The sequence below is a fragment of the Pseudomonas alvandae genome, assembly GCF_019141525.1.
Lineage (GTDB): Bacteria > Pseudomonadota > Gammaproteobacteria > Pseudomonadales > Pseudomonadaceae > Aquipseudomonas > Aquipseudomonas alvandae.
Genome location: NZ_CP077080.1, coordinates 2,670,071 through 2,684,791, shown reverse-complemented (window position 1 = coordinate 2,684,791; position 14,721 = coordinate 2,670,071). Strand labels below are relative to the sequence as shown.

Annotated in this window: 12 protein-coding genes; 1 reads left to right on the top strand and 11 read right to left on the bottom strand. The window is 62.6% G+C overall.

The annotated features are described in order from the left end of the window. Positions 1–20 precede the first annotated feature (20 nt). The 11 genes from KSS97_RS12030 to KSS97_RS11980 form a co-directional block, all read right to left on the bottom strand. On the bottom strand, positions 21–1,574 hold the full coding sequence (locus tag KSS97_RS12030) for a sugar ABC transporter ATP-binding protein (protein WP_030141284.1): 1,554 nt from the start codon (positions 1,572–1,574) through the stop codon (positions 21–23). Positions 1,575–1,647: 73 nt separating this feature from the next. Continuing rightward, entirely contained in the window at positions 1,648–2,571 is a 924-nt protein-coding gene (locus KSS97_RS12025) for a sugar ABC transporter substrate-binding protein (protein ID WP_030141283.1), read from the bottom strand. A gap of 53 nt (positions 2,572–2,624) precedes the next feature. Continuing rightward, positions 2,625–2,777, bottom strand: a complete 153-nt coding sequence (locus KSS97_RS12020) for a hypothetical protein (protein WP_187293342.1) — start codon at positions 2,775–2,777, stop codon at positions 2,625–2,627. 142 nt (positions 2,778–2,919) lie between these two features. Next, positions 2,920–3,972 carry a Gfo/Idh/MocA family protein gene (locus tag KSS97_RS12015; protein WP_198797449.1) on the bottom strand — a complete coding sequence of 351 codons (1,053 nt, stop codon included), beginning with the start codon at positions 3,970–3,972 and terminating at the stop codon, positions 2,920–2,922. A gap of 150 nt (positions 3,973–4,122) precedes the next feature. Next, a complete protein-coding gene (iolG, locus tag KSS97_RS12010) occupies positions 4,123–5,133 on the bottom strand; it encodes a bifunctional inositol 2-dehydrogenase/D-chiro-inositol 1-dehydrogenase (protein WP_030141281.1) in 1,011 nt (336 codons plus the stop codon). A 31-nt stretch (positions 5,134–5,164) separates the two neighbouring features. Beyond that, entirely contained in the window at positions 5,165–7,096 is a 1,932-nt protein-coding gene (gene iolD / locus KSS97_RS12005) for a 3D-(3,5/4)-trihydroxycyclohexane-1,2-dione acylhydrolase (decyclizing) (protein WP_217861726.1), read from the bottom strand. A 152-nt stretch (positions 7,097–7,248) separates the two neighbouring features. After that, positions 7,249–8,070 (bottom strand): TIM barrel protein, encoded by an 822-nt coding sequence (locus KSS97_RS12000; RefSeq protein ID WP_198797447.1) that lies wholly within the window; start codon positions 8,068–8,070, stop codon positions 7,249–7,251. Positions 8,071–8,103: 33 nt separating this feature from the next. Continuing rightward, complete coding sequence (locus KSS97_RS11995; RefSeq protein ID WP_217861725.1) at positions 8,104–9,606, bottom strand: CoA-acylating methylmalonate-semialdehyde dehydrogenase; 1,503 nt, start codon at positions 9,604–9,606, stop codon at positions 8,104–8,106. Positions 9,607–9,636: 30 nt separating this feature from the next. Then, the gene (gene iolB / locus KSS97_RS11990; RefSeq protein ID WP_217861724.1) at positions 9,637–10,446 is read right to left on the bottom strand and encodes a 5-deoxy-glucuronate isomerase; all 810 of its coding nucleotides are present in this window, start codon (positions 10,444–10,446) and stop codon (positions 9,637–9,639) included. Beyond that, positions 10,443–11,336, bottom strand: a complete 894-nt coding sequence (gene iolE, locus KSS97_RS11985) for a myo-inosose-2 dehydratase (protein ID WP_030141275.1) — start codon at positions 11,334–11,336, stop codon at positions 10,443–10,445. Before iolE ends, iolB begins: the two co-directional genes overlap by 4 nt. Before the next feature lie 208 nt (positions 11,337–11,544). Next, on the bottom strand, positions 11,545–13,482 hold the full coding sequence (locus KSS97_RS11980; protein ID WP_217861723.1) for a bifunctional 5-dehydro-2-deoxygluconokinase/5-dehydro-2-deoxyphosphogluconate aldolase: 1,938 nt from the start codon (positions 13,480–13,482) through the stop codon (positions 11,545–11,547). 312 nt (positions 13,483–13,794) lie between these two features. Between KSS97_RS11980 and KSS97_RS11975 the strand changes: the two genes are divergently transcribed. Further along, the gene (locus KSS97_RS11975; RefSeq protein WP_030141273.1) at positions 13,795–14,715 is read left to right on the top strand and encodes a MurR/RpiR family transcriptional regulator; all 921 of its coding nucleotides are present in this window, start codon (positions 13,795–13,797) and stop codon (positions 14,713–14,715) included. The last annotated feature ends 6 nt before the right edge of the window (positions 14,716–14,721 follow it).

Here is a 14,721-nt window from a genome sequence, read left to right as displayed (position 1 = left end):
TTTATCTGGACTGACGGCCATCAGGACAGGCCCGACGCCAGTTGCATGACGCGTTCCTGGGTGGCTTCGCTGCGGTCGAGGGTGCCCATCAGGTCGCCTTCGTGCATGACCATGACGCGGTCGCTCATACCCAGCACTTCCGGCAACTCCGAAGAAATCATGATCACCGCCATGCCTTCACTGGCGAGGTAGGCAATGAGCCGGTAGATCTCGGCCTTGGCGCCGACGTCGATGCCGCGGGTCGGCTCGTCGAGGATCAGGATGCGCGGGTTGGTCATCAACCAGCGCGCCAGCAAGGCCTTCTGCTGGTTGCCGCCGGACAAGGTGTCGATGCACTGCTCCAGGGAAGGCGTCTTGACCCGCAGCTTCTTGCACATGTCTTCGCACAGCGCCCGCAGGGCTTTCTGCTGGATGAAGCCGTTGCCGACGTAATGGGGCAGCACGGCCATTTCCATGTTCTCCAGCACCGACAGGCACGGGAACAGGCCACTGAGCTTGCGGTCCTCGGTCAACAGCGCGAAGCCCTTCTCGATCGCCATGTGCGGGTCGGTGATGCGCACCGGCTGGCCGTCCAGCAGGATCTCGCCGCCGGTACTCGGGGTCACGCCGAAGATCGCCTCGGCAACGTTGGTCCGGCCCGAGCCCATCAGCCCGGCGATGCCAAGGATTTCCCCGGCATGCAGGTCGAACGACACGTCTTTGAAAATGCCGTCCAGGCTCAGGTCACGCACCGACAGGACCAAGTCACCGATGGGCTTGTCCCGCACCGGGAACAACTGGCTCAGTTCGCGTCCGACCATCATCGAAATCAGACTGTCGCCGTCCATGCTGTCGGCCCGTTGCAGGCCGATGTAGGCGCCGTCGCGAAACACCGCCACTTCATCGGCGATAGCGAACACCTCGTTCATTTTGTGGGTGATGTAGATGATGCCCTTACCCTGGGCCTTGAGGTCGGCGATGATCGAGAACAGGTGGGCGACTTCGGTCTCGGTGATGGCCGAGGTCGGCTCGTCCATGATCAGGATGTCGGAGTCGTACGAGACCGCCTTGGCGATCTCCACCATCTGCCGCTCGGCGATGCTCAGGTTGCCCACCTGCTCCTCCGGGTCGAGCTTGATGCGCAAGCGCTCCAGCAACCGGGCGGTGCAGCGATGCATTTCACCGTGGTCGACCATGTGCAGGCCGTTGAGCTGTTCACGGCCGATCCAGATGTTCTCGGCGATGCTCATGTGCGGCATCAGGTTCAGTTCCTGGTGGATCATCGCAATCCCGGCCTGCAACGCCGCCAGGGGCGTGTCGAAGGTGACAGGCTTGCCGCGCAGGCGCAGCTCGCCGGCGTCGGGCTGGTAGATGCCGGCGATGATCTTCATCAAGGTGGATTTGCCTGCGCCGTTTTCGCCCATCAGGGCCAGCACCGAGCCGGGACGCACCCGCAATTGCACGTCGGACAACGCCACCACGCCGGGAAAGCCCTTGCTGACGTTGACGACCTCCAACAGGTACGGTTCGTCGGGTAATACGTCCGGCCGGAACGTTGCCGCCGGGGCGCTCGAAGCAGTCGCAGATGCGAACATGGTCAGGTACTCCCTCGGCAAGATCGGCGCGGCGACCTTGCCTGCTTATTGTTGTGGTGGGCCAGGCGCAGCGTCACTTGAACTGGTCGACGTTCTCCGGCGTGATCAGGCGATACGGCACCACGACGGATTCCATTTTCTCGCCCTTGGCCATTTTGACCGCCGTGTCGATGGAGCCATCGGCCTGGCCCTTGGCGTCCTGGAACACCGAGACCGCCATGTCGCCTTTCTTGATGGCGTTCAAGCCGTCCGGCGTGCCGTCGACCCCGGCAATCAACACGCTGCCCTTCTTGGTGCCCGCTTGCTTGAGGGCCATGGCGGCGCCGATGGCCATCTCGTCGTTGTTGGACACCACCGCGTTGAATTCACGGCCTTGGGTCAGCCAGTCGTTAACCAGGGTCATGCCCTTGTCCCGGGACCAGGTGCCGGTCTGTTCCTGTTCGATCTTGATGCCCGGGTATTTGGCGAGGATTTCCTTGACGCCCTTGGTGCGGTTGGTGGTGGAGTTGTTCGCCAAATCGCCCAGCAGGATCACGATGTCGCCCTTGCCGCCCATCTTGTCGGCCAGGTATTGCATCTGCATGCGCCCGGCCTCCAGGTCATCCGAGGCCACGGTGACCACGCCTTGCGGCAGCTTCGGATCGTCCGGACGGCGGTTGACGTACACCAGCGGGATACCGGCGGCCACGGCGGCCTTGGTGATGCGCTGGGTCGCGGCGGTGTCCACCGGGTTGACGATGAGCGCATCGACCTTCTGGCTGATGAAGCTTTCCACCTGGCTCAGTTGCTTGACCACGTCGCTGCGCGCGTCTTCGAACTGCAGCGTGACGCCGTCCGGCAGGGACTTGGCCTTCTTGTCCATGGATTCGCGCAGGTAGGTCAACCAGGTGTCATCGAACTGAGACATGCTGACGCCGATCTTCAGGTCCGCCAGGGCAGCGCCGCTGGCGAACATCAATGACAGGGCCAGCGAGGCAATGCGAGTCTTGGTGTTCATGAACGTTCTTTCTCCACTTTTTTGTTTGTTTTATGGATAAGGCGTGACGGACTTCAGGAACGCGGCAAACGCACGATCGGGGCGCCGGGCATGCAGCACACCACGGCGCCCTTGCGCTGGATGCACAGGGATTCAAACAAGGGAAGAATTGCGGACAGGCGCAAGGACGGTGGCAAGTGAAACGCAGAGCGGTTGAAGGTTTTCATCGACGGTACCTGGCTGTGTTTCTTGTTTTTGTTTCGTCCTTCGTCCATCCAGGGCAGGCCTGGATAAACGCGGACAGGGTTGTCGGTAACCTGGAATCGACTTTATTGGAAAATATTTTCCATATCAACTCATTTTAGAATTTTATTCGTTTTTTGTTCCATGTCCTACAGGCGCTGATAAACACACCACCTCGCCTTGCTCCGCACTTTGCCTGGCAGCGTCCAGGATACGCGTCGTGGCCAAGGCATCGCGGGCCGCCACCGGCAGAGGGCCGTCGCCCTGCAACGCGGCCTGGAGGCGCTGATAGAACTCCAGCCAGCAACCGCGCTCCGAGGCCACACGTTCGCGCTCGGCACCGTGCTCGAACCAACCCCAGCGCCGGTGCTCCTCGGCGCCCCAGCGTTCGCCTTCGGTGGCTGGGCTCCGCCCCGCCAATGCCAAGGCTTCCTGCCCGTCGAGGCCTTCGACGGTATAGCAGCCTTCGCTGCCGCTGACCCGGAAACGTGGGCGTGGAGCGTTTTGCACGCAATTACCGCTCAAGTGGGAAATGACGCCACCGGCATGGGTCAGTGAAAGGAAGAAACCGTTATCGAACGCCTGGCCCGGCTGTCGATAATCCAGCTCGGCATAAACCCGTATCACCGGCCCGAACAACTGCAGCGCCTGGTCCACCAGATGGCTGCCCAGGTCACGCAGGAATCCCCCGCCGCTGCCTTTGCCCACCGAGGTCGGCGAGTAACGCTCTACGCTGGACTCAAAGCGAATGACCTGACCCAGGGCGCCGGACGCGAGCAATTTGCGCACGGTCAGGAAATCCGAATCCCAGCGACGGTTCTGGTACACGCTCAACGGCACGTTGCGGCGTTCGGCGGCCAGCACCATCGCTTCGGCCTGGGCGGAGTCAAGGGCAAAAGGCTTGTCGCTGACCACCGCCACGCCGTGCTCGATGGCTTCCATCACCACGGCCGGACGGGCCTCCAGCGGCGTTGACACCACCACCGCATCGACGCCGGCCGCCACCAGTTGCGCCAGGCTGTCGAAGGCCTGGACGCCGGGGTGGTCGGTTGCCAATTGCTGGCGCCGCTCGGCGGAGCGGGTCACCACGCCGACGAACGTAGCGCCGGGCAGACTGCTGATGAGTGGCGCATGAAAGAACCGCCCACCCTTGCCATAGCCGACTAGTCCGATTCGCATGAAGGCTCCTTATCTGGAAATAACGCAGGCCCCTTGTGGGAGCGGGCTTGCTCGCGAAGGCGTAGTGTCAGTCGACATCCATGTTGGATGTGCCGCCGTCTTCGTCGGATCGCCGCCCGGAGCAAGCCCGCTCCCACAGAGGGAATGTGGTCAGCCGTAAAAGCGTGGCCGCTCCGGCAGGTCGACCTTGACGATCTGCCCACTCTGCTGCGCTTCGATGCAGGCATCCGCCGCCACCGCCGCCGCAAAACCATCCCACGCCGACGGCCCGCCCACCTGCCCGGCGCGCACGCCGTCGATAAACGCCTGCAACTCGACGTCATAGGCGGCGATGAAGCGATCCTTCCAATCCATCAGGATCGCATTGGACAACTTGGCGCCGCTGCGCAGTTGCACCTGGGACGGTTCCGGCAGCTTGGCGATGCCGGTCTCCCCCACCACTTCGCATTGGATGTCGTAACCGTACTGGCAATTGACGAACACCTCGACGTCGATCCGCGTGCCCTTGGCGGTTTCCAGCAGGACGATCTGCGGATCGCGCAGGTGAGCCAAGGCCTTGCTGCTCTTGCGGGGGAACACCACCTGCACCGACACATAGTCATCGGCCAGCAGCCAGCGCAGCACGTCCAGCTCGTGGATCAGGGTGTCGGTGATCGCCATGTCGGTCTTGTAGTTTTCGCCCACGCTCGGGTTGCGGTGGGCGCAATGCAGCATCAGCGGCTCGCCGATCTGGCCGCTGTCGATCACCGATTTGAGCGCTCGATAACCTTCATCATATGGCCGCATGAAACCGACCTGCACCAGGCGCTTGCCGTGGGCCACTTCGGCTTCGACGATCTTGCGGCAGCCTTCGGCCGTGACCGCCAGGGGTTTTTCGCAGAACACCGGTTTGCCTGCCGCGATGGCCGCCAGCACGAATTCTTCATGGCTCGGTCCCCAGGACGTGACAAGGATCGCCTCGACGTCCGGCGCCTTGATCAGCGCGTGGCCGTCCGGATACACCTCGGCGGTCAGTTTCAGGTCGGCCACCACTTTCGCCGCCTGGGCAAGGTTGATGTCGGTCACCGCCACCACCTGGCTGTTGAGCAAGGTCTGGCTGCAACGACGGATATGGTCCTGGCCGATGGCCCCGGTGCCGATGACGCCCAGCTTCAAAGACATGTGGAACTCCTTAATGTAGGTGTTGGCGCAATCAGTATTGACGGGCCTTGGCCAGTCGTTCGTTGAGGGTCTTGGCGACGGCATCGGTGCGGGCGCTGGTGGAGACTTGCGCCACGCCGACCCGCCACCACGACAGGTATTTGTGGATCATGGTCTTGGGCAGGACCTTGATGTCGATCAGCGTCGAGACCGTCTGGCGCCGGGCATCGGCCAGGGCCGCGTGCAACTCGTCCAGCGTCTTGACCGAGTAGGTCTTGCAGCCGTAGGCCGCAGCGCTCATGGCGAAGTCCACCGGCACAAAGCCGCCGTCGAGCTTGCCAGTCTCGGGGTTGCGGAAGCGGAACTCGGTGCCGAAGCTGTCCATGCCGTGTTCCATTTGCAGATTGTTGATGCAGCCGAAGGTCATGTTGTCCAGCAGCACCACGTTGATCTTGCGCCGCTCCTGGATCGAGGTCGCCAGTTCCGAATGCAGCATCATGTAGGAACCGTCGCCCACCAGCGCGTAGACCTCTTTGTCCGGCTCGGCGAGCTTCACCCCCAACGCCGCATTCACCTCGTAGCCCATGCACGAATAGGCATATTCGACGTGGTAAGTGTTCACGCCCTTGCTCCGCCAACTGCGTTGCAAATCGCCAGGCAGGCTGCCGGCGGCAGCGACGATGATGGCGTCGTCCGCCAAGGTTTGGTTGAGCGTGCCCAGCACGCGGCTCTGGGTCAGGCAGGAGCCGGTGAGTTCGATGAATTCGCGAAACACCGCCGGGTCCATGTGATCGTTGATTTCCGGGACGAAATCCTCGGTCTGGAAATCCGCCTGGTAGATCCGGTCCACTTCGGCGTCGAGCTGGGCCTTGGCGTCGGCGATCTGCCCGCCCCATTCGGCGCGGAAATCCCCCAGCTTGTCGGCCAGCGCCTCCAGGCCAGAACGGGCGTCGGCCAGCAGTTGCACGCCGTCGAGTTTCAGCGCATCGCACGGGCTGATGTTGAGGTTGAGGAATTGCGCGTCGGGGTGCTGGAACAGCCATTTCGACGCCGTGGTGAAATCGCTGTAGCGGGTGCCGATACCGATGATCAGGTCCGCTTCCTTGGCCAGCAGGTTCGCTGCCAGGCAACCGGTCTCGCCGACGCCGCCCACGTTCAGCGGATGGCTGGAGACGATGGCGCTTTTCCCCGCCTGGGTTTCGGCAAAAGGAATGTCGAAGCGCTCGGCGAAGGCTTGCAATACCGCGTTGGCCCCGGAGTATTTCACCCCGCCGCCGCAGATGATCAGCGGCTTGCGCTTGCCCTTGAACAGGTCCAGGGCGTCGCCGAGCATCGCTTCGGTGGCCGGACGGCGGTCGATGCGGTGCACGCGCTTTTGCAGGAAGTAATCCGGATAATCGTAGGCTTCGGCCTGTACGTCCTGGGGCAGCGCCAGGGTCACCGCACCGGTCTCGGCCGGGTCGGTCAACACGCGCATGGCCTGGATCGCGGCGCTCATCAATTGCTCGGGGCGGTTGATGCGATCCCAGTATTTACTCACGGCCTTGAACGCATCGTTGGTGCTGATGCTCAGGTCATGGAATTGCTCGATCTGTTGCAGCACCGGATCCGGCTGGCGACTGGCGTAGACATCACCCGGCAACAGTAGCAGCGGGATGCGATTGGCCGTCGCGGTGGCGGCAGCGGTCAGCATGTTCGCCGCGCCGGGACCAACCGACGAAGTACAGGCGTAGATCTTGCGCCGCAGGTGCTGCTTGGCAAAGCCGATGGCGGCATGGGCCATACCCTGCTCGTTGCGGCCCTGATGGACCACCAGGTCGCCGCTGTCCTGCTCCAGCGCCTGGCCCAGGCCCAGCACGTTGCCGTGGCCGAAAATGGTAAACACCCCGGCGATAAACTTGCTCTGGACGCCATCGACCTCGACGTACTGGTTATCGAGGAATTTCACCAGGGCCTGGGCCATGGTCAGTCGTGTTGTGGTCATGCTTGCACCTTTTTCAAACGCAACTCGGTCAACTGTGGGAGCGAGCTTGCTCGCGAAGGCGACCATACATCCAACATTAATGTCGCCTGACATACCGCTATCGCGAGCAAGCTCGCTCCCACAGGGGAGGCTCCATCGTTCAGCAAATCGTGTCAGGCCCGGGAGCTTTGCAAGTGATTCATGCTCGCCCCCAACGCCTGGCGAATATCGGCCAACTCATGAACGCTTTCGGCAAACGGCTCGAAGGACAGGTAACCGTCATAGCCGCCGCGGAGCAGCGCCTCGATCTGCCCGGCATTGCCGAGAATATCGCCCTCGCCCACCAGCACCCGGTGGCCGTCACGAATCGTCGCCAAGGGTGCCTTGGCATCCTCGACCCCGGAGATGTGCACCAGCCCGGTCAGTTCAGGGAAGAACTCCTGCTCGCCGGCCAGATGATGGTGGAAGGTGTCATGCACCAGGCGGAACACGTCCAGCCCGCCAATGGCCTTGATCGCTTCCACCGCCGTGCGTTTGCGCCGCAGCGAGCACTCCTCGAAACCCAAAGGCTCGATGAAACCGTAGATGCCGAAGGCGCGCAGGATCGGTGCCAGTTCATTAAGGGCCGTGCGCAGCCCCGACGCACGTTCGGCCTCGCTGCGTGGGTCCGCGCGGTCGTTGAGCGGGCACATCACCAGCCCTTCGGCACCGCACTCACGGGCATAGTCGGCCAGGCGCACGGCCTGGGCGCGACGCTCTTCGTTCCACACGTCGAACGGGTACAGGGCGTTGATCGACAGCACCTTGATGTCGCGTGCCTCGCACAACTCGCGGACGCGGGCCGGGGGCATGCCGTCTTCGATCTCGACACCTTTCAGATCATTGCGAATCTCGATGGCGTCGGTTTTCAACGCCAGCGCCAAGTCGATGAAAGCAGGCAGTGACAGGCGTGGGGCAACCATTCGGTTCAAGGCAAAACGCAGGGGCTGGTTCATTGTTGTTCTCCCTCCGGCATTCATGAGATGAGTTTATTGGGCAGTGGGCATACTGAATTCTGGGCCCTTGGCGATGCTGTCGGGCCAGCGTTGCATCACGCTCTTGTAGCGACTGTAGAAACGCAGGCCTTCCTCGCCATAGGCATGGTGGTCGCCGAACAGCGAACGCTTCCAGCCGCCAAAGGAATGCCAGGCCATCGGCACCGGGATCGGCACGTTGATGCCCACCATGCCGACCTTGATGCTGCGCGCGAACGCCCGGGCGATGCCGCCGTCACGGGTGAAGCACGACACGCCGTTGCCGAACTCATGGGCGTTGATCAGCGCCACCGCGGTGGCGAAATCCGGTACACGAACGATGCCCAGCACCGGGCCGAAAATCTCTTGCTGGTAGATGCTCATCTCGACGGTGACCTGGTCGAACAGCGTCGCACCGACGAAAAATCCTTGCTCGGCCCCCGGCACCTTGAAGCCCCGACCGTCGACGATCAGCCGAGCGCCCTCGGCCACACCGGCGTCGATAAAACCTTCCACCTTGGCCTTGTGCTCGGCGGTGACCAGCGGCCCCATGTCGGTGCCGGGCTGCTGGCCATTGCCGACCTTCAACTGGTCGATACGCGGCAGCAGCCGAGCGATCAACTCATCGCCGACATCGCCCACCGCCACGGCAATGGAAATCGCCATGCAGCGCTCGCCGGCCGAGCCGTAGGCCGCGCCGATCAAGGCGTCCGCCGCCTGGTCGAGGTCGGCGTCGGGCATGACGATCATGTGGTTCTTCGCCCCGCCCAGGGCCTGCACGCGCTTGCCATGCGCGGTGCCCTGCTGGTGGATGTATTCGGCGATGGGCGTGGAGCCGACAAAGGAAATCGCCTCGATATCCGGGTGCTGCAACAGCGCATCCACTGCCGCCTTGTCGCCTTGGACGACGTTGAATACGCCGTCCGGCAAGCCGGCTTCGGTCAGCAAGCGAGCCATCAGCAGGCTGGCGGACGGGTCGCGCTCCGAAGGTTTGAGGATGAAGCAGTTACCGGCAACCAATGCCAGCGGAATCATCCACAGCGGCACCATCACCGGGAAGTTGAACGGCGTGACGCCGGCGCACACACCCAGCGGCTGGCGCAGGTTCCAGTTGTCGATACCGCCGCCGATGTTGTCACTGAAATCGGTCTTGAGCAGGTTGGGTGCACCACAGGCGTACTCGACGATCTCAATGCCGCGAGTGACTTCACCGTGGGCGTCGGACAGCACCTTGCCATGTTCACGGCTGATGATCTGCGCCAGTTCGTCGTGATGGCGGTCGAGCAGTTCCTTGAACTTGAACATCACCCGCGAACGGCGCAACGACGACTGCTCGGACCAGGCAGGGAACGCCGCCAGCGCCGAGGCCACCGCCGCGTCGACGGTACTCGGCTCGGCCAGGGCCACCCGCGCCTGTACCGCGCCGGTGGCCGGGTTGAAGACGTTGCTGGAGCGCGCGGTTTCGCTGTCCTGCACTTGGCCGTTGATGTAATGGCCTATTACCGGGGTGTCGCTCATTGTCCTGGTTCTCCGTTGGAATATTGGAATTCAGAGGTCGAGCAGCCAGCTGTGCTGCGGGTCGTTATGGAACTGCCAGACCCGCTTCGGACCGGCCATGACATTCAGGTAATACGACTCGTACCCGTAAGGCACGCTGACCGGGTGATAACCCTTGGGTACCACCACCAGGTCGCTGTTTTCCACGGCCATGGCCTGGTCGATGCTGCGGTCGTCGGTGTAGACCCGCTGGAACACGAAGCCCTGGGACGGGTTGACCTGGTGGTAATAGGTCTCTTCGAGAAAACTCTGGTGCGGCAGGTCGTCGGTGTCGTGCTTGTGCGGCGGGTAGCTGGACGAATGACCGGACGGTGTGCGCACTTCCACTACCAGCAGAGAGTGGGCCGGTTCGCTGTCCGGCAGGATGTCGCAGACGTAGCGGGTATTGGCGCCCTTGCCGCGCACGCTGCGTTTCATGCTGTCCGGACGGATCAGCCGTGGACCATAAGTATGCTGGGCAGCCCCCGGCGCGGCGCACACCGCCACCTGCACATCGTTCAGGGCGGTGACTTGGGCCTGGCTGCCGGGCGGGAGATACGCCGCGAAGGGTGATTTGTCCTCGAACACCGATTGGCGGTCACCGAGGTTGTCCCAGTTGAAGGCTCCCTGCCCGGGCGCTTCGCCCTTGAGGTCGATGCGTCCGCTGAGCAGGACCACGCACAATTCCTTGTCACCGGCCATCACCGGAAGGGTTTCGCCGAGGCTCAGGCGGTAGGCGGCGAACCCCACGTACTCCAACGCGCCATGGGGCAGTTCGACCAGCTTTTGGCCGCCGGGATTGCTCTTGATCAACAGGCTCATGCCGGCATCCTCTCTTGCAGCAGGGCACGCAAGGTGTCGTAGCCCTTCTTGGCGTAGACATAACTCGGCGCTACCGCCGGATCCTGCTCGGCTTCCACCACGAGCCAGCCGTGGTAATCGGCGGCGAGCAGGACATCGAGCAACGCGGCGAAATCAATGTCGCCGTCCCCCGGCACGGTGAAGGTGCCGTTGATGATGCAGTCGGGGAAACTCCAGAGGTTGTTGCGTGCCAACTGCACCACCGGTTTGCGCACGTCCTTGAAATGCACGTGGCAGATGCGCTCGATGTGCTTGCGCAGGACTTGCAACGGCTCGCCGCCGCCCATGTAGCAATGGCCCGAGTCGAACAACAGGCCCACTTCGCTGCCGGTCAGGGCCATCAACTTGTCGATGTCCGATGGCGACTCGACGTAGGCGCCCATGTGGTGGTGATACGCCAGGCGCACGCCTTGGGACAGCGTGAAGCGCGCCAGTTCGGTGACCTTGTCGGCGTAGGCTTGCCAGGCTTCGTCAGTGTGGAAGCGCGGGCGTTCGATCAGCGGGATGCGCTGGCCCTGGATCGAGTCCGCCACCTCGCCATAGACCAGCACCGTCGCGCCGTTCTGCGCCAACAGCTCGACATGGCTGGCGATGGCGTCGATCTCCTCGGCGGCCGAACGCCGCGCCAGGCGACTGGAATACCAGCCGGACACCAGCGCCAGGTCATACGGGCGCAGCACGTCGCCGACGCCCTTGGCGTCCTTGGGAAACTTACCATTGAGCTCGAAACCTTCGTAGCCGATTTCCTTGCCTTCGCTCAACGCCGTGCTCAAGGGCGTTTCGCCGCCGAGGGATGGCAAGTCGTCGTTGCTCCAGGAAATCGGGTTGATGCCAATTCGGATTGCGGGCATGGCTGCACCTTTTATTGTTTTTCAAACTGAATAACGAAAATCGTTTGGAATACTTATTGTGGCGAGGGGATTTATCCCCGCTGGGTCGCGAAGCGGCCCCTTAAAGACTTAATGCAAGTTGCCTGACACACCGAGTTGCCGGTTTTGGGGCCGCTTCGCAGCCCAGCGGGGATAAATCCCCTCGCCACAAAAGCCGGCACAACACCCTTCAGGCCCGTGCAGCACGCCACGCCTCGATCAACTCCACAAACCGCCCCTGCACGTCCCGGATCAACGTTTCATCATCGATTTCCCCGGCCAACCAGGCCCGGCTCGGTTCCTGGAAGATCGTCCGGCCCACGGCAAACCCCCGGCAGGTGGTGCTTTGGCTGGCCTGGCGGAAGCCCTCGGCCAACGCGGAGGCCGGGGCATTGAGGCCCAGCAGCACCACGCCACGACAGTACGGGTCGCGTTGCTGGATCAACTCGTCGAGCTGCTTCCACTCTTCGGCTGTCTGCGCTTCGATCTTCCACCACGCCGGGAAAATTCCGAGGTTGTAGAGGCGCTTGAGGGCGCGATAAAGCACGTCCGGATGGGCCGATGGATGATCCTTCGGCGGGATGACTTCCAGCAGCAACTCATGACCGCTGGCCTGGGACGCCTTATACAAGCCCATCAACTGCGCCTCCTGTTCCAGGCGCAGCAGCGGCTCGTCGTCGGGGTGAAATTGCACCAGGCATTTGATGATCTGTTCCTGCGGCCAGGCGATCAGGTTGCTGCCGATGGAGCGCCCATGCTCGAACGCCAGCGGTCGCGAGCCCTGCACCTCCACGGGCCGCGCCACCCACCAGCCACGTCCGGTGGCCGCGTTGAGCGAATCCTGGCCGAAACGCTGATCGGCCAGCAGCCCGACATCGGCGTCGATGCCCTGGCGTTGCAGGTCGGCTTCGACCCGCTCCACCGCCTGGATGAACAATTGCTTGAGCTCGCCGATGCTGCTCAGCTCACGACCGCCCTTCTGCGCCAGCTCCACCAACTGCCAGCGATGATCGAAGGCAAAGATGAACAGCTGTTTCCAAGCCTTGCGCGGCACGCTGACCTGATGCAGCCGTTGAAGCACGGCATCCTGGTCCGGTCGGGTAATGGGCACCGGGCTCTTGAACAGATAATCGAGCTCGGCCCGGGTCGGCATCGCCGGGGCGCACGCATGGCGCGACACCACCAGGCCGCCACAGGCGTTGGCCAATTGGCAGCAGCGCTCATCACTGGCGTCTTCCAGCCAACCGGCGAGGAAACCCGACATGAACGCATCGCCTGCGCCCAACACATTCAGGACTTCGACCCGCACGCCAGGGTAAAGGGCGCCGTCCTCCAAGCGGCTTGGAATATCACCGTGGATCACCGTGCACCCTTGCGGGCCGAGCTTGACCACGAGGGTTGCGGTCGTCAGCGCGCGCACCGTCCGCAGCGCGGTCAACAGATCTTCGCTGCCACCGGCAATCAGGAATTCTTCTTCGGTGCCGACGATCAGGTCGAAACGCGGCAGGATCCCTTGCACGTGCTGGCTGACTTTACGATCGGCGACGAAACGGGTTTCGCCATCGGCCTTGCCTGCCAGGCCCCAGAGGACCGGGCGGTAATCGATGTCGAGGACACACTTGACGTTGTGTTTTTGCGCATGATCGAGCGCCTGGACGCTCGCGTTGTAGACGCCTTCGGTGGAGAAATGGGTGCCGGTGATCAGCAGCGCCTTGCTGGAGGCGATGAAGGCTTCGTCGATGTCTTCGGCCCGCAGCGCCATGTCGGCGCAGTTTTCCCGGTAGAACACCAGGGGAAAGGTCTCGCGATCCTTGATGCCCAGCAGGACCATGGCGGTGAGTCGCTCAGGATCGACCTTGATCCCGCTGACGTCACACCCTTCGCGCGCCAGGGACTCCACCAGGAAGCGCCCCATGTGATCGTCGCCGACCCGGCTCAGCATCGCCGACCGGAGGCCCAGGCGAGCCGTGCCGAAGGCGATGTTGGCCGATGATCCGCCCAGGTATTTGGCGAAGCTTGAAACATCTTCCAGGCGCGCGCCGACTTGCTGCGCGTAAAGATCGACGCCCAGGCGTCCCAGGCAGATCACATCCAATTGACGCCCACTGGCAAAACGAGTCTGGCCCATGCTGGCTCCTGTTATTTTTATCAGCCTGCGCTGGTCGTCGGAACCGACATCAGCGCTTTGGTGGATGCAGACTAAAACGAGCCAGCGCCAATAATCAATATTTTTTCCATAAATTTTTATCGTGGAATATTTTTTCCAATATGCTACTGCTCAACCGGGCCAGACGCAGTGCATCGTTTCAGCAGGCGCGACAACTTCGCTCAACCATGATTTTCCCGGCGCCTACGCTGTAGACTGCGACCAGCCAACCTATTGTCGAGGGCGGCCCGTTTCCGCGGGCTGCCCTATAAGAACAAGCCAGAAGGATTTCCTATGACCCGCCCCGATCTGCCGGCGCCGTCCGAGAGCGCGTCCGAAGCCGCCCTCCCCAGCCCACCGATCAACGCCGAGCGTCTGCTGCAACTGATCACCGAGGAATACGAAAGCCTGCCGCGCCAGCTCAAGCGCATCGCCAGCTACATGAGCCAGCAAAGCGACCGGATCATGGTGGATCGCATCAGCGACATCGCCCGGGAATGCGAAGTCCACCCTTCGGCCATCGTACGGTTCTCCCAGCGCTTCGGCTTCAGCGGGTTCAGCGAAATGCAGGCCTTGTTCCGCGAGGCCTATACCCACAAGACCACGCCGGTGCAGAACTACCAGCAGCGCATCCGCAGCATGATCGCCAACAAATCGCAGAAGGCCAGCGCCGGCGACCTGGCCCGTGAATGCGTCAACGCGACCCTGTCAGGTATCGAGCGCCTGGGGCTGGAACTGGACGACGAGGCGTTCGAAAAAGCCGTGGACCTGGTGGTCAATGCCGACAATATCTATGTGGTCGGCGTGCGGCGTTCATTCGCGGTGGCCGACTACCTGGTCTACAACCTGCAACACACCAACAAGCGCATTCACCTGGTGTCCGGCCTGGGCGGCAGTTATCGCGAGCAGATGCGCAGCGTGCGGGCCAATGACCTGGTCATCGCCATCAGCTTCACGCCCTACGGCAAGGAAACCCAGCATTGCCTGCGCATTGCCCAGCATCACCAGGCCAAGACGCTGATCATCACCGACAGCAACCTGTCGCCGCTGGCCAAGCGGGCCAACGCGGTGCTGCTGGTCAACGAAGGCAGCTCGTTCGCGTTCCGCTCGTTGAGCGCCACGCTGTGCCTGTGCCAGGCGTTGTTCATCGCCGTGGCCTATCGCCTTGAACTCAAGGTTGATGAAATCCATGAACAGGTCGGCTTCGAGGATTGATGCCCG